Consider the following 23,557-nt stretch of genomic DNA (forward strand, 5'->3'; position numbering starts at 1 on the left):
TCACCGACCATTGCTCATCACTCAGCGGCCGCCTGTTCATTGCTGCAACTCACGCAAAGAACAGCTTTGAATCAAATTTCATTCCGAGTGACAAGTAAGATGTGACTCGGTTTGAAAACAGGCCCTAGTTCGTCGAGCCGGTGGCCGGCGGCGCGGGCGTCGACGTCGAGGGCGCGCTCGGCGCGTTGGTTTGTGGCTGCTCGGCTGTCGCCGGCGTCTCGGGGGTGCCGCTCGTGAACAGCAGGATGGCGGCGACGACCACGACGGCAACGATGGCAGCGACAGCGATGTACTTGCGATGCGTCGGCGTGACTTGGGCCATGGCGTTTCCCTCCGCGACGTTGTGGATACATGCGGACGGTCTGTCAGGAGCTTGTCAGCAATGTGGCGCGAATGCGGCGCCATCACGGCGCCGCTGCGACAGGTCAGCGGAAGAAGATCAGCGTCAGCACGATGAAGAGCGGCACCAGGATGGCGCACGACCAGGCCATGTAGCCGAAGAAGCTGGGCATGCGGATGCCGGCGGCCTCGACCACGGCCTTGACCATGAAGTTGGGTGCGTTGCCGATATACGTGTTGGCGCCCATGAAGACGGCGCCGCAGGAGATCGCGGCCAGCGTGGCTGCCATCGGGCCCATCAGCGTCGCGGCATCGCCGCCGGCGAGGTTGAAGAACACGAGGTAGGTCGGTGCGTTGTCGAGGAAGCTCGACAACCCGCCCGACAGCCAGAAATACCAGGCGTCGATCGGCGTGCCGTCGGCGCGGTTCACGAGGCCCACCAGCGGCGCCATCGCGCCGTCCTTGCCCGCCTTGAGGATGGCGATGGCGGGCACGATGGTGAGGAAGATCCCGGCAAACAGCTTGGCCACCTCGGCGATCGGTGCCCAGGTGAAGCCGTTGCCGTCGCGGATCGCCCGCGGCGTGAGCCGCATCGACAGCAGCGTGGCCGCCAGCAGCACGACGTCGCGCACGACGTTCTGGACCTCGAGCTCGACGTGGTTGACGGACCAGGTGAGGCCGGGCTTCCAGGCGCCGCTCAGCAGCACCGCGGCGATGACCACCGCCAGCAGCGCGAGGTTGATGCCGCCCTGCAGGCCGATCGGGCTGTCGGGCGTCGGATCGCGCGGCAGATGGCCCTCCCTGGCGTACCAATAGCGGTCGATGACGTAGAAGACCGCCAGCAGCACCACGGCGCAGACCAGCATCTCGGTGAAGAGATGCGTGGTCGGCCAGAAGAAGGCGACACCCTTGAGGAACCCGAGGAACAGCGGCGGGTCGCCCAGCGGCGTGAGCGCGCCGCCGATATTCGCCACCAGGAAGATGAAGAAGACGAAGACGTGGACCTTGTGCTTGCGGTCGTCGTTGGCGCGGATCAGCGGCCGGATCAGCAGCATCGCGGCGCCGGTCGTGCCCATCCAGCCGGCCAGCACCGTGCCGATCGCGAGCAGGGCGGTGTTCACCGCCGGCGAGCCGCGCAGGTTGCCGGTCACGCGGATGCCGCCGGTCACGGTGAACAGTGCCAGCAGCAGGATGATGAACGGTACGTATTCGAGGAGCAGCGTGTGCATGACCTCGTAGACCGCCGTCGGCAGGCCGAACAGGGCCGCGAACGGCGCCACGAAGGCCAGCGCCCAGGCCGCCGACACCTTGCCGAAATGGTGGTGCCAGAATGTCGGCGCCGCCAGCGGCATGACCGCGATCGACAGCAGGATGCCGGCGAACGGCAGCATCCAGACAAGCCCGAGGCGGGCGCCGTCGATATGTGGCGCCTCGCCTGCGGCCAGCGCCACGCCGCCGCTGGCCAGCCATGCCAGCACGGCCAGCGCCGCCATCCTTGATCCTGCCATCGTGCGCGGCCCCTGCTCAGAGCGTGATGAAGGTGGCCGACACGCCGCCGTCGACGACCAGCGTGTGGCCGTTGACGTAGGAGGCCGCGTCCGAGGCGAGGAAGAGGGCGGCGCCCGCGATCTCGCGCGGCTCGGCGAAGCGGCGCATGGGCACGCGCTCGCGCCAGCGCTCGCCGGCGGGCGAGTTGAACATCCGCTCGTTGGTCTCGGTCATGAAGAAGCCGGGTGCGATGGCGTTGCAGGTGACGCCGCGGGCGCCCGTCTCGGCCGCGATCGCGCGCACCAGCGCCGCCAGCCCGCCTTTGGCCGCCACATAGGAGGCCGAGCGCGGCGCTGCCAGGTCGGCGGCGATCGACGTCACCATGATGATGCGGCCGGACCGGCGCGCGAGCATGTCCGGCAGCACCATCTTGGCCAGCGCGAAGGCGGCGTTGAGGTCGACATCGATCAGCCGCTCGAAATCGGCGGGCGTCAGGGCGTCGAGCGAGCGCCGGTCGCGCTCGCCGACATTGTTGATCAGCACGTCAATGCGGCCGGCAGCCAGAGCATCCTGCACGGCCTGCTGCATGGCGGCGCGGTCGGCCATGTCGAACGGCGCCATCGCCGCCGACAGCCCTGATGCGCACAGCTGCTCGACGCGCGGCTGCACGCGCTCCGGCGTGCGGCCGTTGAGCAGCACATGGGCGCCGGCCTCGGCCAGCGCCTGCGCCATCTCCCAGCCCAGGCCGCGTGCCGCGCCGGTGATCAGCGCGACCCGGCCATCGAGCCGGAATGAATTGAGAATCGACATCGTCACCCGAACTCTGCAACGGTTTGATGTTGCATACCCTGCGTCGGGCGGTTTGGACAACCTGCTACGGCCGTGCCGGCATCTTGCCGGCGGACGCGGCCAGCAGCGCCAGCAGGCCTTCCAGCAGCTGCAGCGGCGTGGGCGGGCAGCCCGCGATGCGCAGATCGACCGGCACGATCGACTCGAGCGCGCCGGCGCAGGCATAGGAGCCGGCGAACAGCCCGCCGGTGCAGGCGCAGTCGCCCGCCGCCACCACAAAGCGCGGCGCCGGGGTGGCGGCGATGGTGCGCAGCAGCGCTTCCTGCATGTTGAGGCTCACCGGGCCGGTGACCAGCAGCACGTCGGCGTGGCGCGGCGAGGCGACGAAGCGGATGCCGAAGCGCTCCAGGTCGTAGATCGGATTGTTGAGCGCATGGATCTCCAGCTCGCAGCCGTTGCACGAGCCGGCGTCGATTGCGCGGATCGCCAGGCTGCGGCCCAGCCGCTTCTGCGCCAGCGCGTCGACCTTGCCGGCCAGCTCCTTCAGCGCGGCGTCGCCGGCGGCCGGGCCATCGATGGTCACCGGTCGCGACAGCAGGGCACGAGTGATCTGCTTCAGCATGGCTAAAGGTCGTGCCCCGAATAGGAGCAGTTGAACGATTTATTGCATAGCGGGAAATCGGCGACGATGTTGTCGTACACCGCCGTTTCCAGCAGCGGCCATTGCAGCCACGAGGCGTCGCGCGCGTGGTAGCGCGCCACGGTGCCGTCGGGCGCCAGGCGCGCCCAGCCCAGGATCTCGCCGCGGAACGCCTCGACCAGCGCCAGGCCCTCGCCCGCCACGGGTGGCACCTCGGCGCGCGTCGGCCCGTCGGGCATCGCCACCAGCATGCGCTGGATCAGGCGCACGCTGTGACGCACCTCCTCCATGCGCAGGCGCACGCGGGCATCGACATCGCCTGCGGTCAGGCGCGGCGCGGCGAAATTCAGCTCGTCATAGGGTGGATAGCCGGGCGCCAGCCGCGCATCGCGGCCGGCGCCGGCGGCGCGGCCGATCGGGCCCGGTGGCCAGAAGCGCTCGATCTCGGCCCGCGGGGTGATGCCGGTCGCGACCGTGCGGTCGAGCAGGGAGCCTTTGGTCTCATAAACACGGCACAGCGCCTCGAACGGCGGCAGCAGGTCGGCGGCGAGCCCGGCGAAGGCGGCAGCCTGCTCGGGCGCGAGGTCGACGGCGACGCCGCCCGGCACCACGGCATCCATCATCAGCCGATGCCCGAAGGCCTTGGCGCAGGCCTGCAGCACCTTCTCGCGCAGCACCGTGCATTGCGCCTGGAGATAGGGGAACGCCGCGTCGTTGCAGATGCCGCCGATGTCGCCGAGATGGTTCGCGATCCGCTCCCATTCGGCCATGGTCGCGCGCACCCAGTGCGCGCGCGCCGGCGCCTCGATGCCGGCCGCCGCCTCGACGGCGCGGCTGAAGGCCAGCGCGTGCGCCACGGTTGAGTCGCCCGAGATGCGGCCGGCCAGGCGCACGGCTTCGGCGGGGGGCTTGCCGCGCATCAGGGCCTCGGTGCCCTTGTGCGTGTAGCCCAGGCGCGCTTCCAGCCGCACGATCGTCTCGCCGTTGGCGTGGAAGCGGAAATGCCCGGGCTCGATGATGCCGGCATGCACCGGGCCGACCGGAACCTGGTGCAGGCCTTCGCCCTCGACCGGCAGGAACCGGTAGTCGGTGGCGGGACGCGGCGTGGCGGGACGGGCGTCGGCGGCCAGCGGCGCGGCGAGGCGCCACTGGCCATGGTCGAGCCAGGGGCGGTCGTCGGGCGTGCCGACGGCGTTCAGGCCGGCGAGGTCGCGCACCGCGCGTTCCAGCCGCAGCGCCGCCGGCCGCGCGGCGGCGAGGGACGGATAGGTGCCGTCCTCGGTGTCCAGCGACGCGACGGCGAACGCAGCCGCCGAGTGGTCCTCCAGCGCCGCGTGCACCGTGCTGCCATCGGCCCACAGGCCCAGCAGCGGCCAGCGCCGATGCCCCAGCGCGTCGATCAGCTGGCGCCAGCTGGCGCGGTCCAGCACATGGCGCGGCCAGGGAAGGTGCGAGGGGACCGCCTGGCCGAGCCCGGCCAGCACGGCATGCAGGGTGGCGCGGGAGTCGCTCATGATGTCACCCCAGCAGGCGCGCGACCGACTGGAACCACGCCACCAGCGGCGCCGGCAGGTAGATGCCGGCGACCAGCGCCAGGGCGAGGTGCAGCCAGATGGGCAGCAGCGACAGCGTCGGCACGGTCCGGCCGCCGACGCGGGCGTTGGGGCTCGGCGGCCCGAAGGCGAGCTGGTGCAGCCGCAGCAGCAGGGCGCCGAAGCCGACCAGCAGCCCGACCGCGACCGGCAGCGCCAGCAGCGGCTGGCGCGCGAACGTCGATGACACCACCAGGAACTCGCTGGTGAAGACGCCGAAGGGCGGCAGGCCGGCGATGGCGACGACGCCGGCGACCAGCGACCAGCCCAGCGCCGGATGGCTGGTCGTCAGTCCCGATATGTCGGCGATGCGCTGCGTGCCCTTGACCTGCGAGACATGGCCGACGGTGAAGAAGATTGCCGCCTTCACCAGGCTGTGCATGGTCATGTGCAGCAGGCCGGCGAAGTTGGCCAGCGGCCCGCCCATGCCGAAGGCGAAGGCGGCGATGCCCATGTGCTCGATCGACGAGTAGGCGAACAGCCGCTTGATGTCGCGCCGGCGGTAGAGCATCAGCGCCGCCAGCGACAGCGACAGCAGCCCCATGCCGATCATCAGCGGCCCCGGCGCCAGCGCCTGCGGATTGGCCGCCAGCAGCATCTTGAAGCGCAGCACGGCGTAGAGCGCCACGTTCAGCAGCAGGCCCGACAGCACGGCCGAGATCGGCGTCGGGCCTTCGGCATGCGCGTCCGGCAGCCAGGCATGGAACGGCGCCAGGCCGACCTTGGTGCCGTAGCCGACCAGCAGGAACACGAAGGCGACGTTGAGCAGCGCCGGATCGAAGTCGGCGGCATGCGCCATCAGGGTCGACCAGGTGACGGCGGCCATGCCTTCGCCCAGCGCCGGTTGCGCCGCGAGGTACATCAGCATGGTGCCGAACAGCGCCAGCGCGATGCCGACGCCGCACAGGATGAAGTATTTCCACGCCGCCTCGATCGCGGCCGGGGTGCGGTAGAGGCTCACCATGAGCGCCGTCGACAGCGTCGCGCCTTCGACCGCCACCCACATCAGGCCGAGATTGTCGGCCGACAGCGCCATCAGCATCGACCCGATGAAGGCCTGGTACATGGCGTGGTAGAAGCGCAGCAGCCGCGGCGTGAGCCGCCGCCGCCGGACCTCGTGCGCGATGTAGCTGGCGCTGAAGACGGCGGTGGTCAGCGCCACGAACGCCGTCAGCGCGATCAGGTAGATGTTGAAGTCGTCGACCAGCAGCAGGTGGCCCGGCTCCGGCCGCTCGGCCACGAACAGCGTTGCCGCCGCCGCGAAGGTGGCGGCGCTGGCGGCGACGTTGAGCCACGCCGCCAGCCGCCATTGGCTGATGAAGGCCAGCACGATGGCGGCGCCTGCCGGCACGCCCAGCACCACCAGGAGCGGGGTCATCCGTGGCGCTCCCCCTGCATCTCCTCCAGCCGCGACACGTCCAGCGAATCGAAGCGCTCGCGGATGTGGAAGAAGAAGACGCCGAAGATGAAGGTGGCGATCATCACCGAGAAGGCGACGCTGGCCTCGACCACCAGCGGCATGCCCTTGACGCCCACGGCGGCCAGGATCAGGCCGTTCTCCATCGACATGAAGCCCACCACCTGGATCACGGCGTTGCGGCGCGCGATCATCAGCAAGGGGCCGATCAGCGTCACGGCCAGCGCGAATGCGAGGTCCTCGCGCAGCAGCAGGGTCTCGCCGGCGGTGATCGGCAGCACCAGCAGGATCGCCAGCCCCGTGATGCCGACGCCCAGCCCCATGGTCAGGGTGACGCCGAACACCGGCTCGACCGTGCCGCTGATGTTGAGCCGGCGGATCAGCCAGTGCAGCAGCAGCGGCACGGCGGCGGCCTTGAAGATCAGCGCGATGGCGGCGGTGGCGAACAGGTGCGGCGAATCGCGGGTCACGGCCTGCCAGGCCGCGGCCGCCGCCAGGGTGGCGGCCTGCATCGCCACGACGTTGATCGCGGTGGTCAGGCGGCGCTGGTAGAGCAGCGCGAAGCTCAGGGTCAGCACCAGGGCGCCGAGCAGATGGGCGACATCGAACGCCAGGTCGGTCATTTCAGGTGCTGCGAGATGTAGAGGAAGACGACGCCGAGGATGCCGAACAGCAGCGCCGCGCCCAGGAACTCGGGGTAGCGGAAGACGCGCATCTTGGCGATCGCGGTCTCGAATACCGCCAGCACGAAGCCGCCGGCGGCCAGCTTGGTGAGCCACAGGCCCAGCGCGGCGCCGAGGTCGCCGGCGCCGCCGCCGTGCGCCAGGCCCCAGGGCGCGAAGATGCTGGCGATCAGCGACAGGTAGAGCACGAGCTTCAGCATCGCGCCCAGCTCGATCATCGCCAGGTGCCGGCCGGAGTATTCCAGCACCATCGCCTCGTGCACCATGGTGAGCTCCAGGTGCGTGGCCGGGTTGTCGACCGGTATGCGCCCGGTCTCGGCGATGGCCACCATCACGATCGCGCCCAGCGCCAGCGCCAGCGACACGCGCAGGCCGACGCCCTCGCTCATGGCCCGGGACATGTCGGGCAGCGCCGTGGAGTTGGCGATGATCGCCAGCGCGATGATGGCGACGAACAGCGCCGGCTCGGCCAGGGCGCCGATCGTCATCTCGCGGCTGGCGCCGATGCCGCCGAAGCTGGTGCCGACATCCATGCCGGCGAGCGCGATCAGGATGCGCGCCAGCCCCAGCAGCCCGGCGATCGCGATCAGGTCCAGCCCGAGGCCCGGCGATGTCGTGGTGGCGACGGTGGGGATGGCCGTCATCGCCAGCCAGATCGCGGCGAAGGCGCCGTAGGGCGCGCCGCGGAACAGCCACGAGGCGTTGTCGGCCAGGATCGGCTCCTTGCGCAGCAGCCGCGCCAGGTCGCGGTAGGGCTGCAGCAGCGGCGGTCCGCGCCGGCCCAGCAGGCGCGCCTTGATCTTGCGCACGAAGCCGGTCAGCAGCGGCGCGGCGGCCACCGGCAGCAGCAGCTGGGCAACGAAGATCAGCAGCGTCGTCATCGCACGATGGCCACGATGGCCAGCAGCCCGATCAGCGCCGCGAACATCAGGCTGAGATAGACGCGGATGGCGAGGAACTGCAGGGCGTTGAGCCGGTCGGCGGCGCGCCCGACCAGGCCGGTCAGCGGGTCGAACACGTAGCGCCAGGCCGGATCGCGCAGCGTGCTGGTGAACGTCGCCGGCCGCGTATCGCCGGCCGCCGGCATGTCGACCCTATCGCGCGCCGCCAGCGCCACGCTGCCGAAGATGCGCCGCAGCGGCTGGGCCATGCTCGCGGCGGTGTACTGCGTCTGCGGGCGCGGATCGGGGAAGCCGCAATCCCAGGCCGGCCCGCGGCGCGGGCGGCTGCCCGAGGCCAGGCTGACGAGGCCGACGGTGAGCCCGGTCAGCGCCGCCAGCCCCAGCGCCGCGATCAGGCCGGCGTAGACGGCGGTCACATCGCCGTGCGGCGCCACCGCGAGCCACGCCGTGCGGCCCTCGCCCTGCCCGAGGAGCAGCCGGTCCATGGCGCCCGTGGCATCCACCATCGTCGCCGCCACCCGCATCAAGGGATCGAGCGGCACGCCGGGCAGGGCGCCGAAGGCGAGGCACAGCGTCGCCAGGCCGGCCATGGCGGCCAGCATCGAGGGCGCCACCTCGCTTGCGTCCGCGGCGGCTGCATCGCGCGGCCGGCCGAGGAAGGCGATGCCGAAGAAGCGCACGAAGCTGGCCGCGGCCAGCGCCGCCGCCAGCGCCAGCAGCGCGCCCACCACCGGCGTGGCGAACTTCATCTCCCAATGAGCCAGGCTGGTCGCGTCCAGCACCGACTGGAACACCAGCCATTCCGACGCGAAGCCGTTGAGCGGCGGCACCGCCGCGATGGCGAGGCAGCCGATCAGCACCAGCGGCGTGGTCCAGCGCAGGCGATGGATCAGCCCGCCCAGCCGGTCCAGCGCCCGCGTGCCGGTGCCGTGCAGCACGGCGCCGGCGCCGAGGAAGAGCAGCGGCTTGAAGAGGGCGTGGTTGAGCGCGTGGAACAGGGCGGCGGTCAGCGCCAGCCCGGCCTCCAGCCGCTGGCCCGAGGCCTTGAAGGCGATCGCCAGCCCCAGCGCCGCCGTGATCACGCCGATATTCTCGATGGTGGAGTAGGCGAGCAGCGTCTTGGTGTCGTTCTGCGTCAGCGATTGCAAGGCGCCCAGCGCCGCGGTGAGGCCGCCGATGACGGCCAGGATCCCGCCCCACCACCACTGCGGCGTGCCCGTCAGCTCCAGGAGCCCGCGCATCAGCGCGTAGAGCGCGACCTTGGTCATGGCGCCCGACATCAGCGCCGACACATGGCTGGGCGCCGCCGGATGGGCCAGCGGCAGCCACACATGCAGCGGCGCCAGGCCGGCCTTCGAGCCGGCGCCCAGCACCAGCGCCAGCGCCGCCAGCGCGGCGATCCTCGGCGACGGCGTCGCGGCACGCATGGCATCGAAGGTGTAGCTGCCGCTGGCGCCGGCCAGGGCGCCGAAGGCCATCAGCAGCGCCAGGGCGCCGAAGGCGGCCATCGAGAGATAGACGAGCCCGGCGCGGCGGTTGTCGGCGTGCTCGTGGTCGGCCAGCACCAGCAGCCACGATGCCAGCGACATCAGCTCCCAGCCGACCAGGAAGGTGAAGGCGTCGTCGGCCAGGGGCACGAGGTTCATGCCGGCCAGGAACAGCGGGAACGGTGCCAGCACGCGCGCCGGCTGCGCGGCATGGGCGTCGTAGCCGATGCCGAACACGCACGCGGCGACGCCGCCTGTATTGACGATCACCAGGAGCAGGGCGGAGAGCCCGTCCAGCCGCAGATGCGAGCGGATGTCGGGCAGTCCCACCGGCAGCACCAGCCGGCTGGCGGCATCGGGCGCGGCCGTCAGCAGCGCGCCCAGCGCCGCGATCAGCGTGATCAGGCACGCCAGCCCCGCCAGCGCGTAGAGCGGCACGATCAGCACGGGGCGGCGGTTCGTGAGGCAGCCGCCCACCGCGAGCGCCAACAGCGTGGTTTGCGCCACGCCGATCAGAGCCCACTGATCGACGCCAGACATGATCCTCCCCTTGTCCCCCGTGCGATGCGCTGATGGTTGTGCGGGCATTTAACGGCACGCGGACTCTGATTGCAAAGTGGATAAGCCGGCGGCGCGGGCCATGCGCCGCACGGCGTTGCCGGCGCTGATGTGGCGGCCTATCGTGCGGCGATGTCGTTGCCATCCTTGTCCTTGCCGCGGCTCATCGGCCATCGCGGCGCTGCCGCCTACGCACCGGAAAACACGCTGTCGTCGCTGCGCGAGGCCAGGCGCCGCGGCGCGCCCTGGGTCGAGTTCGACGTCAACCTGTCGGCCGACGACGTGCCGCTGCTGATGCACGATGCCCGGCTGACGCGCACGACGGGCCTGGACCAGCCGGTGGCGGCCACGTCGTGGGCCGATATCGAGCGGCTGGATGCCGGGGCCTGGATGGGCGCCGCCTTCGCCGGCGAGCGTGTGCCGTCGCTCGAGAAAGCGATCGCCGCGCTGGCGGCGCTCGGCCTGGGCGCCAATGTCGAGATCAAGCCGTCGCCCGGCCGCGAAGATGAGGTCGCGCGGGCGGTGGTGGCGATGCTGCGCCGCCTGTGGCCGGCGCATCTGCCCACGCCGCTGCTGTCGAGCTTCAAGGATGCGGCGCTGGCTGCCGCGCGCGACGCGGCGCCCGAGCTGCCGCGCGCCATCCTGATCGACGAGCTGCAGGACGATTGGCGGGATCGCGCCCAGGCAGTGGCGGCGGTCGGCGTCAACACCAACGGCGGCAAGCTCGCCGTGGCGCGGGCGGCCGCCGTCAAGGCCGCCGGCTACAAGCTCAGCGTCTACACGATCAACGACCCGGCCCTGGCCCGGGACCTGGTGGCCATGGGCGTCGACTGCGTCATCACCGATGTGCCGGACATCATCGCCGCCGCGATCGGATAGAAGGTGATCCCGCCACGGCATCACCTCTCATCCCGAACGCAGCGAACGCCGACGGCGGGACGTTGATCGCGTCGACATTTCCCCTCTTTCCGCATGCCCGCTCGTCGGGGTAACGTTGTTGTCACAAAGCCGCAATCAAGCGGTGACACGCCGGCCCTAATCGCGGGCGTCGGTTTCATTTGTCGAGAGGGGAGGTGCCGTCGATGCGCACCAGTCTGCTTGCTTCCGCGGCATTCGCCGCGCTGATCGCCGCGCTGCCGGCCCATGCTCAGAAGGAAATCCAGTTCTGGCATGCCATGGGCGGCAATCTGGGGGACACGGTCAATCAGCTGGCCGAGGAGTTCAACAAGTCGCAGAGCGACTACAAGATCGTGCCGGTCTACAAGGGCTCCTACACCGAGACCCTGACGGCCGCGATCGCCGCTTTCCGCGCCCGGCAGAACGCCCATCCGCACATCGTGCAGGTGTTCGAGGTCGGCACCGCGACCATGATGGCGGCCAAGGGCGCCATCTATCCCGTTTACCAGCTGATGGCCGACGCCAAGGAGCCGTTCGATCCCAAGGCCTATATCGGCCCGGTCTACGGCTACTACTCGACGACCGACGGCAAGCTGCTGTCGATGCCGTTCAACTCGTCCACGCCGGTGTTCTACTGGAACAAGGAGATGTTCGCGAAGGCCGGCCTCGATCCCGAGAAGCCGCCGACCACCTGGCCGGAGCTGGGGGAGATGGGCAAGAAGCTGGTCGCCTCGGGCGCCAAATGCGGTTTCACGCCGCAATGGCAGACCTGGACGATGATCGAGAACCTGGGCGCCTGGCACAACCAGCCGTTCGCCACGAAGCAGAACGGCTTCGGCGGTCTGGATATCGAGCTCAAGATCAATGATGCGCTGCGGGTGAAGCACATCCAGACCCTGGCCGACTGGGGCAAGGAGAAGGTGTTCGTCTACGGTGGGCGTGAGGGCAAGTCGACCCCGATGTTCAACGCCGGTGAGTGCGCCATGCACATCGCCTCGTCGGGCTCGGCGGCCGGCATCCAGAAGGCCTTGGGCGTCGAGAAGGTCGGCATCGGCATGATGCCGTACTGGCCCGAGTTCATCGCCAAGCCGCAGAACTCGATCATCGGCGGCGCCACGCTGTGGGTGCTGCAGGGCAAGCCCAAGGACGAGTATCCCGGCGTCGCCAAGTTCTTCACCTTCCTGTCCAAGGGCGAGGTGCAGGCCAAGTGGCATCAGGAGACGGGCTACGTGCCGATCACGCTCTCGGCCGTCGAGATCACCGAGAAGTCGGGCTTCTACAAGCAGTTCCCGGGCCGCGAGGTGGCGGTGAAGCAGCTCACGCTGAACCCGCCGACCGAGAACTCCAAGGGCCTGCGCATCGGCAACTTCGTCCAGATACGGGACGTGATGGACGAGGAGCTGGAGTCGGTGTGGTCGGGCAAGAAGAACGCCAAGCAGGCGCTTGACGACGCGGTGACCCGCGGCAACAAGCTGCTCAAGGACTTCGCGGCGGCCAACAACTGAAGCAATGGGCGCCGGCCGTGTCCGATGACGGGCACGGCCGGTGCCCGCAGACCCGCGTTCCCGAGCGCCCATGCACAAGCGCGTCACCTTCGACACCAAGCTGCTGCCCTACCTGCTGCTGGCGCCGCAGCTCTTCGTCACCATCGCCTTCTTCATCTGGCCATCGGCGCAGGCGGTCTGGCAGTCGTTCGTGCTGGAGGACGCCTTCGGCGGCAACACCCAGTTCCTGTGCAGCGGCCTGCTCGCCGACCCGCTGGGCGGCGAGGCCTGGCAGCGCTGCTTCCGGCACTTCGATCGCCTGCTGAGCGACCCGGGCTACTGGCATTCGGCGCGCCTCACCCTGGTGTTCAGCCTGCTGGTGGCCACCGTCGGCCTGGCGTTGGCGCTGCTGCTGGCGGTGATGGCCGACCGTACGCTGCGCGGCGCCACGCTCTACAAGACCTTCCTGATCTGGCCCTATGCGGTGGCGCCGGCGGTGGCCGGCGTGCTGTTCGGCTTCATGTTCAACCCGCGCGTCGGCGTGCTGGCCTACATGCTGTCGGGGCTCGGCATCGAGTGGAACCACCAGATCGACGGCACGCAGGCGCTGTGGCTGGTGATCCTGGCCGCCTGCTGGAACCAGATCAGCTACAACTTCATCTTCTTCCTCGCCGGCCTGCAGTCGATCCCCAAGTCGCTGATCGAGGCAGCGGCGATCGACGGCGCCGGGCCGGGGCGGCGCTTCTGGACCATCATCTTCCCGCTGCTGTCGCCGACCGGCTTCTTCCTGCTGGTGGTCAACATCATCTACGCTTTCTTCGGCACCTTCGGCATCGTCGACGCGCTGACCCAGGGCGGCCCGGGGCAGGCGACCGAGATCCTGGTGTACAAGGTCTACAAGGACGGCTTCCGCGGCCAGGATTTCAGCGGCTCGGCGGCGCAGTCGACCATCCTGATGATGATCGTGATCGCGCTCACCGTCGTGCAGTTCCGCTTCATCGAGCGGCGGGTCCACTACTGAGGTTGTCACAATGACGTCTATCAGCGACCGGCGCCCGGTAGCCTTCATGGTGAGCCTGTCGAACCATGATGGCCGCGCACGACCGTGGTGCGGCCACTTCATGGTCCGACTGGGTGAATGCGAAGCATTCACCCGTGCTCACCATGAAGTGGTTTCCGTCCGGTACTGAGGCGCCGATGGTCGAGAATCGTCCCTGGCTCACCGTGCTGGCCCATGCCGTGCTGATCGTCGGCCTGGTGGTGATCGCCTTCCCGGTCTGGATCACGTTCGTGGCCTCGACCCATGACTCGGCCACGATGCTGCGGCCGCCGGTGCCGCTGCTGCCGGGCGGGCACATGTTCGAGAACTACGCCAAGGTGCTGAGCGAGGGCTTCGCGCAGGCGTCGCGCACGCCGCTGTGGCGGGTGCTTGCCAACAGCCTGATCATGGCCCTGGGCGTATCGCTGGGCAAGATCGCGATCTCGCTGATCGCGGCCTACGCCATCGTCTATTTCCGCTTCCCGCTGCGCATGACGGCGTTCTGGATGATCTTCATCACCCTGATGCTGCCGATCGAGGTGCGCATCGTGCCGACCTACGACGTGGTCGCCAATTTCGGCATGCTCAACAGCTACAGCGGGCTGATCGTGCCGCTGATCGCCTCGGCCACCGCCACCTTCCTGTTCCGCCAGTTCTTCCTCAGCGTGCCCGACGAGCTCACCGAGGCGGCCCGTGTCGACGGCGCCGGCCCGACGCGGTTCTTCGTCGACATCCTGCTGCCGATGAGCCGCACCAGCATCGCCGCGCTGTTCGTGATCCAGTTCATCTACGGCTGGAACCAGTATCTGTGGCCGCTGCTGGTCACGACCGAGGAGAGCTTCTACACCGTGATCATGACGCTCACGCGCCAGGCCAACGTGGTCGACGGCGTGCCGCAGTGGAACCTGATCATGACCGTGGGCATGCTGGCGATGCTGCCGCCGGTGCTGGTGGTGGTGCTGATGCAGCGCCAGTTCGTGCGCGGCCTGGTGGAGACCGAGAAGTGACGGCGTGCGCGCATGACCTTTTGGAACCAGCCTTCATGGTGAGCTTGTCGAACCATGAAGGCATCGCACGGATGACGGTGCGAGACGCTTCATGGTTCGACGGGCTCACCATGAAGCTGCGCGGCGAGGGGAGCAAGACATGGCCGGCGTGAGCCTGCGCGGCGTCAAGAAGTCCTACGACGGCAAGGTCGACGTCATCCACGGCATCGACATGGAGATCGCCGACGGCGAGTTCATCGTCATCGTGGGCCCCTCGGGCTGCGGCAAGTCGACCCTGCTGCGCATGATCGCCGGGCTGGAGCGCATCACCGGCGGCGACGTGGCCATCGGCGAGCGTGTCGTCAACACGCTGGAGCCCAAGGATCGCGACATCGCGATGGTGTTCCAGAACTACGCGCTCTATCCGCACATGTCGGTCTACGACAACATGGCCTATGGGCTGCGCATCCGCGGCATGTCGAAGGCCGAGATCGAGCAGCGCGTGCAGAAGGCGGCCAGGATCCTCGAGCTGTCGGGGCTGCTGCAGCGCAAGCCGCGCCAGCTCTCGGGCGGCCAGCGCCAGCGCGTGGCCATGGGCCGCGCCATCGTGCGCGAGCCGGCGGTGTTCCTGTTCGACGAGCCGCTCAGCAACCTCGACGCCAAGCTGCGCGTGCAGATGCGGCTGGAGATCAAGCGCCTGCAGCGCGAGCTGGGCACCACCAGCGTCTACGTCACCCACGACCAGGTCGAGGCCATGACCCTGGCCGACCAGCTGATCGTCATGAATGCCGGCCGCGCCGAGCAGATCGGCACGCCGATGGACGTCTACGAGAAGCCGGCGTCGACCTTCGTCGCCGGCTTCATCGGCTCGCCGGCGATGAACTTCCTCTCCGGCCGGGTCGGCACCGACCGGCGCTCGGTGAGCCTGGCGACCGCCGACCAGCAGCACGTCACGCTGCGGCTCAGCGGCGCCATCGAGGGCGAGCCCGACCGTGCCGTGACGCTCGGCGTGCGGCCCGAGCACCTGCTGGCGGACGGCGGCGACGGCGCCATCGCGCTGCAGATCGAGATGGTCGAGCCGCTGGGCGCCGACACCCTGCTGCATGGCCATTTCGGCGAGTCCAGGGAGGGCGTGACCGTGCGCATGCCTGGGCACGTGCAGGTCAAGGGCGGCGAAAGCCGCCGCTTCAACGTCGACGCCGCCAACGTGCACCTGTTCGACGCCGACAGCGGCCGGCGGATAGCGCTCGTCTGACTGTTGCCGTGTTGCCAGCCGCTGGTGATGGCGGACTCCCTTGGCGGCGGAGCCGCGTCACTCCTCTGCTTCGCCACTGAGCTCCAGCTTGGGACCGCCCAGCGCGCCGATGCGCAGAGTGACAGTCTTGCCGTCGAACGTGGCGGCCGCGATGGCGGCGTCGTCGTTGCCCAGGGTCTGCGCCTCGAGCTGGAACGTCCGCTCGTCGAGCCACATGCCCTTCGCGGCACTCGACCCATAGGGTCGGCGTCCGCCAACCCGGTAAAGGCCATCCAGCCCGATGGGTCCGCCGAAGCGTTGGCCGTCGGCCGCGTAGTCGTAGGCAGCACCCTCGCCCTCGAACGTCAGCGAGAACGAGCTGACCCGCAGGTCATTGGGCTTCAGGCGATAGACCTTTCCCGAGATCGCCGAGGCCAGAGGCGATGAGCCGCTTTCCTGCGTCCGTGCTTCCAGCGCCACCCGCTCGACGGCGCCGGCCAAAGCGGCCGATGCCTCGGGGTCCTCGGGCAGGGCCGTGTCGGACTTGACTGCCGCCATGAGGGGGCCGAGCACGGCGTCGAAAGCATAGGCCGGCACGCTGGGAACGCCGAGCGCATTGCTGTAGCGCGATGCGCCGGTGAAGACGGCCACGAGGTCGAGCGCCGGCATCACCACGATGAGCTGACGATGATAGCCCACCGCCATGTAGACGCCCTTGGCGGACACGGACCAGAACAGGTTGGCATAGTGCAGGTCGGGGCCCAGCCCCATGCCGATCGTGGCATGCCTGGTCTTGTCGACCCATTGCGGCGGCAGCAGCTGTTGTCCGTCCCAGGCGCCGCCGCGCAGCCAGAGATAGCCGAGCCTGGCCATGTCGCGCGGCTGCAGGTAGAGCCCGGCGCCGCCAGTGGACACGCCCTGCGGGTCGTGGCGCCACGCGACGTCCTCGATGCCCAGCGGCTTGAAGAGCCTGTCCTTCGCATAGGCAAGCGCGCTGCGTCCCGTGACCTTCGAGAGGATTGCCGACAGGATATGCGGGTTGCCGCTGTTGTAGTCGAAGCGCTCACCGGGCCGGGCGGCCATGGGACGGTCGAGGATGAACCGCACCCAGTCGGGACTGCGCTGCATGTCGAGGAAGGACTGCGGCGGCGCGCCTTGCAGCGGCTCGCTCCAGTCCAGGCCGGACCTCATGTCGAGCAGGCTTTGCAGCGTCAGGGCCTTCTTGCGCTCATCGAGATGGGCGACATGGTGCTCGGGAAAGAAATCGAGCACCGGTTGATCGAGGCTCTTGAGCAGCCCGTCCTTGAGCGCCATGGCCACCAGGCTGCCGATGACCGACTTGGTGACCGAGTTGACGCGGTGCCTGACCCCCGAGGCGAAGGGCGCGTAGTAGGCCTCGGCCACGATCCGCCCATGGCGCGCCACGAGCAGGCTGTCCATGCCGTTGGAAATGCCGAAGACGACAAGGTTTACCAGTTCCTGCGAGCTCATGCCCTGTGCTTCGGGCGACGAGCGTTCCCAGCCCCTGGTCGGCCAGGCATCGACCTTGGCCTGGGCCACCGCGGCGATGGGCCAGGCGAGCGGCAGCAGGAGCGCCGTCGCCAAGGCGAGCGCAGCAATGCCTTTTCGCAAGCGCTTTCCGCGGCGGGGTGAGGCGGCAGCGCAGAGGAGCAGGTCGAAGCCCCGGTTGCCCGTGTGCGGGTTTGGCAGGCAGGCCGCGCTTGGCAAGGTATGCCTCCATGTCTGTAGTCCAGGGCTGCGGCGCAACGGAGATCGTGGACGAAGCGGGCGAACCTGCCAACCAGGCGAGCGGGATCCCTTGACAGCCGCGCGGGATCTTCGCTGAACCGTGCACGGTACGCGATCGAGCGCTTTCGGCGTCTTGCCGGTGAAGCCGGCATAGTGTTGCGGCCTATGCCATAGGCATGGAGCAGCCATGACCGAGCAGAGGCACGTCAAGCTGTTTCGCAACGGGCGCAATCAGGCAGTCCGCATACCGGTGGACTTTGAATTGCCCGGCAATGAAGCGATCATGCATCGTGACGGCGATCGTCTGGTGATCGAGCCTGTGCGAAAGCGTGGTCTCGTCGCCTTGCTGAAGGCGATGGAACCCGTGAATGAAGACTTCCCGGAAATCGATGATCCTGCACCGACACCGGAGAACGTGTTTTGATCCAGCATATGTTGGACACGAACATCGTCTCTGAGTTGATCAGGAGCCCGCAGGGCAAGGCAGCGGCGCGGATTGCCAAGGTGGGCGAAAAGAACGTCTGCACGAGCATTATCGTTGCTGCAGAGCTGCGCTACGGCTGTGTCCACAGTGTTCGTCCAGAGATGTTCGGCCTTGCTACGGCGCGACGCGTGTTGGCGTCGGCACCGTCGAAGTCGATCTACCAGGCGACACGCGATCAGGCCGCGGCCAATACGGCCCGCTTGACAGCCTGAGGCAAGGCAATCGGACGGAAGAGCGCCTTTGGGTAAAGGTAATCGTCTCCCGACTCGTCGATGATCCGCAGAAGGCCACGGTCCTCCGCAACTTGATCACGAAGCAGCACGTAGATCTTCCGCTTCTCGAGCGAAGCAGGGTAACCATCGTTGTTGATGCACACTACGAGCTGTTTCGACGCGGATTTCGGCATAGTTGGCCTTCACAGGAGGTGCTTTATCTTGAACTCTTTGCGTCCGATGCCGGCCGCTTCGTACCGGTGTACCTCAGCCTGATGGACGGAGCCATCAGCCACAAAGGGCGGGAGCATTGTAGCGTAGAATAGAGTGCACAAAGGCGGGTCACTGACTTGAAAATGCATCAGAATAGGTCGAGTTACTCACGTAGCTGAGGTAACGGTAGAGCATGACCGAGATCCAATCACCATGGGTCGATGACCAGACATGGAAGACGCGCTGGGAGAAGATCGAGGAGCTGGATGGCGGCGGCCAAGGCGAAGCGTATCGCGCGCGACGCCGGTCCGACGGGAAGATCGGATTCCTCAAGATCATCAAATCGAAGAATGTTGCTGAGCGCCGGGCTCGCTTCTTCCGCGAGGCGACCGCCTATGACAGCTTCGGCGTCGACGGCATTCCTAGGCTCATAGAGAGTAACGCGCATCGACACGCAGACGACAGTGTCGCTCCTTTCATCGTGACCGAGTTCATCGTGGGAACCACGCTGCGGTCGTGGCGCGAATCGCAAGCGTTGGTGTCGATCGAGACGGCAGTGACGATCACATCGCGCCTGCTCGATATCCTTCAGGCCTGCCATGCGCAGGGGTGCGTCCATCGCGACGTAAAGCCCGACAACATCATCCTCGAAGGTGGCGCCTCGGCGCGCGTCTGGTTGCTCGATTTCGGGATCAGCTATCACGATCTCGCCGACATCGACTTCCAGACCGAGCATTGGCAGGAGGTCGGCAACCGGTTCCTGCGGCTTCCCGAGTTGTCGGCCGGCAGCCTGTCGAAACAGGATCCGAGGTCGGACATCTGCTTTGCTGCGGGCGTCCTCTTCTATCTGCTGACCGGCGACCATCCCGATGTGCTTGAAGACAGCGAGGGCCGATTGCCGCACCAGCGAACGGCCGCGATGGCAAAGCTCCAGTACGCCGCATCGCCCCGGCTAGCGCGGCTCCTCGCTCTCTTCGATGAAGCTTTTGCCATCCGCGTGGTGAACCGCTTCGCCACCGTGCAAGCAATGCGCGAACGAATGGACAGGATGATGCGAGATCAACCACCCGGCTCATCGGCGGACGAGGACCTGGCCGCGCTCCGCGAAGTGCTCGACACCTCTGCCAACCGCCGCCTGACGGCAACGATCGCGAAGCTCTGCGACGCGCTGAGGAAGGTGCAGCAGGTCTTCAACCAGGTGCAGCAATCCATCGGCGGCAATTTGTCGATCAGTCAGACCGGCTGGGTCGTCACCGGCGAAAGCGGTCAAAACACGTTGTCCTGGTCGCGCCAGGGATCGACCGATCGCATCTTGTCAATCACCTATGAGTTCGTGCCCGCTGGCGAGGAGCTTCTCCTGCGCATGTCGGGCGAGACCGTGTATCGCACCGACCTTGCCGAGCCGGACTATGGTGGTGATTTTCAGAACGCGGTCCAGACTCGGCTGGCCGCCCGGCTCCGCGCCGTTCTCAACGACCCCAATGCTCTTCCACCCGAGGCGGACATCTTCCGCGAGATCAGGCCCTTCGGATCGCTCGAAGCGGCGGCGGTCGAAGCGGTCCGGCGCAGCCGCTCGATCCTGGCCTTCGTCTATGATCCGACGCAGCCGGAACGCGGCAAGCTGCGATGGGCGCTCGATTACTTCCTGCAGAACCGGCGCACGCGCGACATCATGAACGGGGCCTTCGTCACCGCGCTCGTGCCCCTCGCGGCCATCGCTGCCGTCTCCGAGATCCTGAAGCAGCAATCGATGGAGGAATCCCGCTGGGTCGTGCTGGACCAGCGGCTTCGCCCGCTGGAGCAGCAGGTCATCTACGCCAATCCGCAGATGGCGGAGCGGATCGTCGGCGAGCTGGCCGAGCGCTACGCGGCGGGCTCGGGACCGTCGGCATGATCTACCGGAGACGGGCCCTTCAGCGCCGCCTCGACGAGCTTCGCGACGTGCTGGACGGTGAGGCGGTCGACAAACTGGCGGAGCGTCTCAACCGGGCCGGCAAGGATCGGGTCGCGGCGATGTGGGAGTTGGTCGTGCTTCACGGCCTGTCGAAATGCGGCCTCCTCCAGCACGAGGTGGTTCTGGCGTCCCTACGGCGGCCTGACATCCTGCTCGAACAGGGCACGCTGCGGCTGACCGCCGATGTGACGGCGGTTTCGGACGAAGGCATCGACAAGGACAACCCCTATCACGAACTGAGTCAAATGATCGAAGCCGCCAAGAACAAGCTCAAGCTGCCCATCGGCGGTCTCGATCTGCGCGTCCGATCTAAGCACGAGAGCACGAAGCGCGGAACCCGCACGGTGCTGCTGGTGCCACCTCGGAGGAAATTGCAGGAGTTCGTCCGTCAGACGATCGTGCCGCAGCTGCGCGAGCAGATGACCGCCGGGAAGTTCCCGCTGCGCATCGCGATCGACGATGACGATGTCGGCCTCGACATCACCATCGATCCGACCAAGTCGCCCTACATCTCAGGCGGCTTTGCCGCCTATGATGTGCCCAAAATCAAGGACCGAAATCCGCTCTATAGCGCGCTCAAGGCCAAGGCCGAGCAGCTCCGTGGCGCGGACGGTATCACCGGAGTCATTGTCGGCGACGGTGATTGCGTCGCGCTCTCGGGTCGATCGGCGAACTGGGACGAAGTGTCGACCAGGCAGATCGTCGCCGAGTTCTTCCGGCAATTCTCATCCGTCGATTTCGCCCTGCTCCTGAGCGTCCGTGAAAGTCGGCATGGCTGGGCGCCTTACCCGAAGCCGGTGCGGCAGAACGACGCGAGCCTGTTTGTTCGCGAGGGGTGTAACGCCCGCTCCGAGTTGAACACTCTGTTCCAGGCGATGATCGAGCACTTCCCGAAGCCCGCGATGATGCCCGTCAACGGCGCGCTTCGGGCTCGCGAAGACGATTACGACGTCGGCCATCACGGAGGCTATTCTATGTCGGGATCAAGCGTGGTGCGCCTCGGCCTGCGCGAGTTTACGGAGATCTTCGCGGGTCTGCGGACACTTCAGGACAATGGCGCCAAATATGTCGAAGCGGCGCGGAAAATGCCCCGGGAACCGAACCACTTGCAGGCCGTCGTGTTGCGCAATCTGATGGCAGGCCGCCTGCCGGAGTCGATCGAGGTCATCAAGACCGACGAGGAGGATAACGACGACTGGGTCGAAATCCGCTTCGGCGGGATCGATCCCGCCATCGCCCCTCTTCGGTAACGCAGCTCGACTTGTCGGACGTGGAACTCAGCGGGCAACTGTGGTGTCGATCGTCGGCGAACCGGGGGCTTAAAGCCCTGGCCAGCCTATCCCGCCAGGACTTTTCCAAGCTGCCTCACCAATGCCTCGCGCTTCTGGGGATTCAACCCATTGAGATTCTGTCGCCGCCATCGGACAGCCGGCAGGTCGGCGGCGGCGAAGCTGCGCTCGAATTCAGCGGCGATGTCCTTGCGCCGAACCACCAGCACCTCGACCATGGGGCAGTCGTGGCTGATGAGATAGAAGAGGAAGGCCCGACGTAGCGCTTCGTCGATACCTTCGTTCTGCGTCGCGCCACGAACGGACCCTTCCGTGGCTCCAGGAACATGACCTTCCGCGCACGATGGTAGCGGAGGTAAACAACCGCAACGGACGTTGGCGCGGCTGGCGGATCTGGGCTCGAATTGCACTGTGGATGGCCCTCAGGAGCGGGTGGAGCCTTTCTTGCTAAGATGGACCCGAGCCGAAATAGGGTGCCGAAAACCGCTGTTGGCACGTGCATGGAATCAGAAGTGTCCGCGGACCATCTTAAAGGGTCGCCAGAACTTCGTGCGCGCCACCAGCCCAGGTGAGCTCAATGGAAAGCTCGAAGCCATCGCCACGGCGTTTGGATTGGACTGGCTCGAAGAGGCGGGCGAGAGCCCGATTCAGGTGTTCTGGAAGCGCAAAGACGCCCTGGCCACCAACGAATTCCTGAACTTCGGAGATGCGATCGAGCGCCTTCAAAGCCGAAAGTCCGCCGCAAGCGGAAAGACAAGCATCAGCCACTACAAGAAGTTCGCCTGATAGCTGGTCGCCATCAGCGACACATGCGCTTCCAGCGGCGGCCGCAGCTCGAACGCTCGCGGCTCCCGAGCGCGCGGCGAGGTCGGTTCGACCGGCAGCGAGCAGGTTGGCGCGCTCATGGGCGAGGACGCGCTCCTCGCCGGCGTGACCGAGCGCCCGATTGCGGGAGTCCCGCCCGGCGACATCGTATTTCCGGGCGATGGCGGTCATCTGCTCGAGTTCGTCGGGCGGAGGCGCATTGCTATGTGTGGGCGGCGTGCCAAACCACAGTATCGCTTCTTCTCGGAGAGAAGATGGCAATGGGCCCGCTCCCGTCCGCGCGGCTGGTGAGAGCCAATCGGGGTGGCGCTCGAGCCAGCGCACCACCGCGTCGACGAGCGAGGCCTGGAAATTGAAAGCCGGCTTGTAGCCGGCAATCCAATCCTCTCCGAGGCCCTTGAGCACTGCGCTGATGTTCTGGTGCTTGTATTCGATCGAACCGCGCGGACGGCCGATCACCGCCTGTAGGCGGCGGTTATGCTCTGCCTTGGTGTAGGGACGTTCGGCAATGTCGTCGGCGAGCATCGCGAAATAGTCGGCGACGATCTCGTCGTTCTGCGCGTCGGTCCAGTCACCGGCCATCGATGCTCCGGGTATGGTTGGCGGAGCAGGAGAGGGCCTCGATCATGCCAGCAACTGCGTCGGCACGCCGAGCAGCGGCCCTGCCTCGGCAAGCCGCTGGTCGAGCGTGTGCACCGTGGCGCCATGCTCCGACGCTGTCGCGAGATGCAGGGCATCACCGGCTCGAAGGCCGAATGTATGCTGATCGACGAACTTGGCCGCCGCCCGGAAATGCCCACCGGTCACCGAGAGCACCGTGAAGCTCTCCGCGACGAGCTTGTTGAACATGGCGAGCGCCGCCGCGCGCTGCTCCAGGCTGATCCGCCCGGTCCGCAGCTTGATCGCCATGGCGGAGGATACCTCGGTGATGGTCCAGTCGCTGATCAGAAGCTGTGCCGGATCCTGCTCGGCCAGCCAGCCCTGGACGCGCGGCGTCATCGCTTCATGGGAGAGCGCCGCGACGATGAGAGACGTATCGAGATAGAGCATCAGTAACGATCGCCATCCCGCATCGACCGCACCAGATCGGCGGCGCCTTCGGCCTGCAACGGCATGGTCGCCGTCAAAGACCTGAGCAAGGCCACGTCGATCCGCTTGCGCGGCTTGGCCACCGCGGTGAGCCGGGCGACCGGCCGGCCGCGCCGAGTGATATCGATCGAATCTCCGGCCTGGACCCGATCGATGAGCTCGCTCAGATGTGCCTTGGCATCCGCCAGGTTGATTGTGTCCATAGCA

The 23,557-nt window shown here is 67.5% G+C and carries 23 protein-coding genes; 9 read left to right on the plus strand and 14 right to left on the minus strand.

Annotation, left to right across the window (positions count from 1 at the left end; translation table 11 throughout):
- Window positions 1-124: 124 nt before the first annotated feature.
- The 9 genes from FHP25_RS34245 to hyfB all read right to left on the minus strand — a co-directional run bounded on the left by FHP25_RS34245 (window position 125) and on the right by hyfB (window position 9,877).
- Complete coding sequence (locus tag FHP25_RS34245) at window positions 125-322, minus strand: hypothetical protein (protein ID WP_147851494.1); 198 nt, start codon at window positions 320-322, stop codon at window positions 125-127.
- Window positions 323-425: 103 nt separating this feature from the next.
- Window positions 426-1,832 (minus strand): sodium:proton antiporter, encoded by a 1,407-nt coding sequence (locus FHP25_RS34250; RefSeq protein WP_218578815.1) that lies wholly within the window; start codon window positions 1,830-1,832, stop codon window positions 426-428.
- Window positions 1,833-1,863: 31 nt separating this feature from the next.
- Entirely contained in the window at window positions 1,864-2,637 is a 774-nt protein-coding gene (locus FHP25_RS34255) for an SDR family oxidoreductase (protein WP_147851496.1), read from the minus strand.
- A 64-nt stretch (window positions 2,638-2,701) separates the two neighbouring features.
- Window positions 2,702-3,238: an NADH-quinone oxidoreductase subunit B family protein gene (locus FHP25_RS34260; protein WP_147851497.1), complete on the minus strand. Its 537-nt coding sequence runs from the start codon at window positions 3,236-3,238 to the stop codon at window positions 2,702-2,704.
- Window positions 3,239-3,240: 2 nt separating this feature from the next.
- Window positions 3,241-4,770, minus strand: coding sequence for a hydrogenase large subunit (locus FHP25_RS34265; protein ID WP_147851498.1), 1,530 nt, complete (start codon window positions 4,768-4,770; stop codon window positions 3,241-3,243).
- Window positions 4,771-4,774: 4 nt separating this feature from the next.
- Window positions 4,775-6,226: a hydrogenase 4 subunit F gene (locus tag FHP25_RS34270; protein ID WP_147851499.1), complete on the minus strand. Its 1,452-nt coding sequence runs from the start codon at window positions 6,224-6,226 to the stop codon at window positions 4,775-4,777.
- Window positions 6,223-6,888, minus strand: a complete 666-nt coding sequence (locus tag FHP25_RS34275; RefSeq protein WP_147851500.1) for a hydrogenase-4 component E — start codon at window positions 6,886-6,888, stop codon at window positions 6,223-6,225. Before FHP25_RS34275 ends, FHP25_RS34270 begins: the two co-directional genes overlap by 4 nt.
- Window positions 6,885-7,829: a respiratory chain complex I subunit 1 family protein gene (locus tag FHP25_RS34280; RefSeq protein WP_147851501.1), complete on the minus strand. Its 945-nt coding sequence runs from the start codon at window positions 7,827-7,829 to the stop codon at window positions 6,885-6,887. The genes FHP25_RS34275 and FHP25_RS34280 overlap by 4 nt, the downstream gene beginning before the upstream one ends.
- Entirely contained in the window at window positions 7,826-9,877 is a 2,052-nt protein-coding gene (gene hyfB / locus FHP25_RS34285; RefSeq protein ID WP_178133996.1) for a hydrogenase 4 subunit B, read from the minus strand. The genes FHP25_RS34280 and hyfB overlap by 4 nt, the downstream gene beginning before the upstream one ends.
- Window positions 9,878-10,027: 150 nt before the next feature.
- Between hyfB and ugpQ the strand changes: the two genes are divergently transcribed.
- From ugpQ to FHP25_RS34310, 5 genes are all read left to right on the plus strand, one after another.
- Window positions 10,028-10,774, plus strand: a complete 747-nt coding sequence (gene ugpQ, locus FHP25_RS34290; RefSeq protein ID WP_147851503.1) for a glycerophosphodiester phosphodiesterase — start codon at window positions 10,028-10,030, stop codon at window positions 10,772-10,774.
- A gap of 203 nt (window positions 10,775-10,977) precedes the next feature.
- On the plus strand, window positions 10,978-12,297 hold the full coding sequence (gene ugpB, locus FHP25_RS34295; protein ID WP_147851504.1) for a sn-glycerol-3-phosphate ABC transporter substrate-binding protein UgpB: 1,320 nt from the start codon (window positions 10,978-10,980) through the stop codon (window positions 12,295-12,297).
- A 70-nt stretch (window positions 12,298-12,367) separates the two neighbouring features.
- On the plus strand, window positions 12,368-13,297 hold the full coding sequence (gene ugpA, locus FHP25_RS34300; protein ID WP_147851505.1) for a sn-glycerol-3-phosphate ABC transporter permease UgpA: 930 nt from the start codon (window positions 12,368-12,370) through the stop codon (window positions 13,295-13,297).
- A gap of 176 nt (window positions 13,298-13,473) precedes the next feature.
- Window positions 13,474-14,322: a sn-glycerol-3-phosphate ABC transporter permease UgpE gene (gene ugpE / locus FHP25_RS34305; protein ID WP_147851506.1), complete on the plus strand. Its 849-nt coding sequence runs from the start codon at window positions 13,474-13,476 to the stop codon at window positions 14,320-14,322.
- 139 nt (window positions 14,323-14,461) lie between these two features.
- A complete protein-coding gene (locus FHP25_RS34310) occupies window positions 14,462-15,556 on the plus strand; it encodes a sn-glycerol-3-phosphate import ATP-binding protein UgpC (RefSeq protein WP_147851507.1) in 1,095 nt (364 codons plus the stop codon).
- Between the two features lie 57 nt (window positions 15,557-15,613).
- Here FHP25_RS34310 and FHP25_RS34315 read toward each other — a convergent pair whose 3' ends face one another.
- A complete protein-coding gene (locus FHP25_RS34315; protein ID WP_178133997.1) occupies window positions 15,614-17,167 on the minus strand; it encodes a serine hydrolase domain-containing protein in 1,554 nt (517 codons plus the stop codon).
- A gap of 304 nt (window positions 17,168-17,471) precedes the next feature.
- Between FHP25_RS34315 and FHP25_RS34320 the strand changes: the two genes are divergently transcribed.
- From FHP25_RS34320 to FHP25_RS34340, 4 genes are all read left to right on the plus strand, one after another.
- Window positions 17,472-17,708, plus strand: coding sequence for an antitoxin (locus FHP25_RS34320; protein WP_147851509.1), 237 nt, complete (start codon window positions 17,472-17,474; stop codon window positions 17,706-17,708).
- Between the two features lie 8 nt (window positions 17,709-17,716).
- Window positions 17,717-17,980 (plus strand): PIN domain-containing protein, encoded by a 264-nt coding sequence (locus FHP25_RS42505; RefSeq protein ID WP_147851510.1) that lies wholly within the window; start codon window positions 17,717-17,719, stop codon window positions 17,978-17,980.
- 406 nt (window positions 17,981-18,386) lie between these two features.
- Complete coding sequence (locus FHP25_RS34335; RefSeq protein ID WP_147851512.1) at window positions 18,387-20,087, plus strand: serine/threonine protein kinase; 1,701 nt, start codon at window positions 18,387-18,389, stop codon at window positions 20,085-20,087.
- Complete coding sequence (locus FHP25_RS34340; protein ID WP_147851513.1) at window positions 20,084-21,397, plus strand: hypothetical protein; 1,314 nt, start codon at window positions 20,084-20,086, stop codon at window positions 21,395-21,397. The genes FHP25_RS34335 and FHP25_RS34340 overlap by 4 nt, the downstream gene beginning before the upstream one ends.
- Before the next feature lie 86 nt (window positions 21,398-21,483).
- On the opposite strand, the gene FHP25_RS34345 is transcribed toward FHP25_RS34340, so the two are convergent.
- The 4 genes from FHP25_RS34345 to FHP25_RS34365 form a co-directional block, all read right to left on the minus strand.
- Window positions 21,484-21,654 (minus strand): hypothetical protein, encoded by a 171-nt coding sequence (locus FHP25_RS34345; protein WP_218578817.1) that lies wholly within the window; start codon window positions 21,652-21,654, stop codon window positions 21,484-21,486.
- Window positions 21,655-21,964: 310 nt separating this feature from the next.
- Window positions 21,965-22,843, minus strand: a complete 879-nt coding sequence (locus tag FHP25_RS34355) for a hypothetical protein (protein ID WP_218578819.1) — start codon at window positions 22,841-22,843, stop codon at window positions 21,965-21,967.
- A 42-nt stretch (window positions 22,844-22,885) separates the two neighbouring features.
- On the minus strand, window positions 22,886-23,311 hold the full coding sequence (locus FHP25_RS34360) for a type II toxin-antitoxin system VapC family toxin (RefSeq protein WP_147851515.1): 426 nt from the start codon (window positions 23,309-23,311) through the stop codon (window positions 22,886-22,888).
- Entirely contained in the window at window positions 23,311-23,553 is a 243-nt protein-coding gene (locus tag FHP25_RS34365) for a type II toxin-antitoxin system Phd/YefM family antitoxin (protein ID WP_147851541.1), read from the minus strand. The genes FHP25_RS34360 and FHP25_RS34365 overlap by 1 nt, the downstream gene beginning before the upstream one ends.
- Window positions 23,554-23,557: the final 4 nt, after the last annotated feature.

Source organism: Vineibacter terrae, from assembly GCF_008039615.1.
In the GTDB taxonomy this organism is placed as follows: Bacteria; Pseudomonadota; Alphaproteobacteria; order Reyranellales; family Reyranellaceae; genus Vineibacter; species Vineibacter terrae.

Coding starts and splice junctions, on each gene's coding strand:
- FHP25_RS34245 (WP_147851494.1), bottom strand. CDS start 322: ATGGCCCAAGTCACGCCGACGCATCGCAAGTACATCGCTGTCGCTGCC.
- FHP25_RS34250 (WP_218578815.1), bottom strand. CDS start 1,832: ATGGCGGCGCTGGCCGTGCTGGCATGGCTGGCCAGCGGCGGCGTGGCG.
- FHP25_RS34255 (WP_147851496.1), bottom strand. CDS start 2,637: ATGTCGATTCTCAATTCATTCCGGCTCGATGGCCGGGTCGCGCTGATC.
- FHP25_RS34260 (WP_147851497.1), bottom strand. CDS start 3,238: ATGCTGAAGCAGATCACTCGTGCCCTGCTGTCGCGACCGGTGACCATC.
- FHP25_RS34265 (WP_147851498.1), bottom strand. CDS start 4,770: ATGAGCGACTCCCGCGCCACCCTGCATGCCGTGCTGGCCGGGCTCGGC.
- FHP25_RS34270 (WP_147851499.1), bottom strand. CDS start 6,226: ATGACCCCGCTCCTGGTGGTGCTGGGCGTGCCGGCAGGCGCCGCCATC.
- FHP25_RS34275 (WP_147851500.1), bottom strand. CDS start 6,888: ATGACCGACCTGGCGTTCGATGTCGCCCATCTGCTCGGCGCCCTGGTG.
- FHP25_RS34280 (WP_147851501.1), bottom strand. CDS start 7,829: ATGACGACGCTGCTGATCTTCGTTGCCCAGCTGCTGCTGCCGGTGGCC.
- hyfB (WP_178133996.1), bottom strand. CDS start 9,877: ATGTCTGGCGTCGATCAGTGGGCTCTGATCGGCGTGGCGCAAACCACG.
- ugpQ (WP_147851503.1), top strand. CDS start 10,028: ATGTCGTTGCCATCCTTGTCCTTGCCGCGGCTCATCGGCCATCGCGGC.
- ugpB (WP_147851504.1), top strand. CDS start 10,978: ATGCGCACCAGTCTGCTTGCTTCCGCGGCATTCGCCGCGCTGATCGCC.
- ugpA (WP_147851505.1), top strand. CDS start 12,368: ATGCACAAGCGCGTCACCTTCGACACCAAGCTGCTGCCCTACCTGCTG.
- ugpE (WP_147851506.1), top strand. CDS start 13,474: ATGGTCGAGAATCGTCCCTGGCTCACCGTGCTGGCCCATGCCGTGCTG.
- FHP25_RS34310 (WP_147851507.1), top strand. CDS start 14,462: ATGGCCGGCGTGAGCCTGCGCGGCGTCAAGAAGTCCTACGACGGCAAG.
- FHP25_RS34320 (WP_147851509.1), top strand. CDS start 17,472: ATGACCGAGCAGAGGCACGTCAAGCTGTTTCGCAACGGGCGCAATCAG.
- FHP25_RS42505 (WP_147851510.1), top strand. CDS start 17,717: ATGTTGGACACGAACATCGTCTCTGAGTTGATCAGGAGCCCGCAGGGC.
- FHP25_RS34335 (WP_147851512.1), top strand. CDS start 18,387: ATGACCGAGATCCAATCACCATGGGTCGATGACCAGACATGGAAGACG.
- FHP25_RS34340 (WP_147851513.1), top strand. CDS start 20,084: ATGATCTACCGGAGACGGGCCCTTCAGCGCCGCCTCGACGAGCTTCGC.
- FHP25_RS34345 (WP_218578817.1), bottom strand. CDS start 21,654: ATGGTCGAGGTGCTGGTGGTTCGGCGCAAGGACATCGCCGCTGAATTC.
- FHP25_RS34355 (WP_218578819.1), bottom strand. CDS start 22,843: ATGGCCGGTGACTGGACCGACGCGCAGAACGACGAGATCGTCGCCGAC.
- FHP25_RS34360 (WP_147851515.1), bottom strand. CDS start 23,311: ATGCTCTATCTCGATACGTCTCTCATCGTCGCGGCGCTCTCCCATGAA.
- FHP25_RS34365 (WP_147851541.1), bottom strand. CDS start 23,553: ATGGACACAATCAACCTGGCGGATGCCAAGGCACATCTGAGCGAGCTC.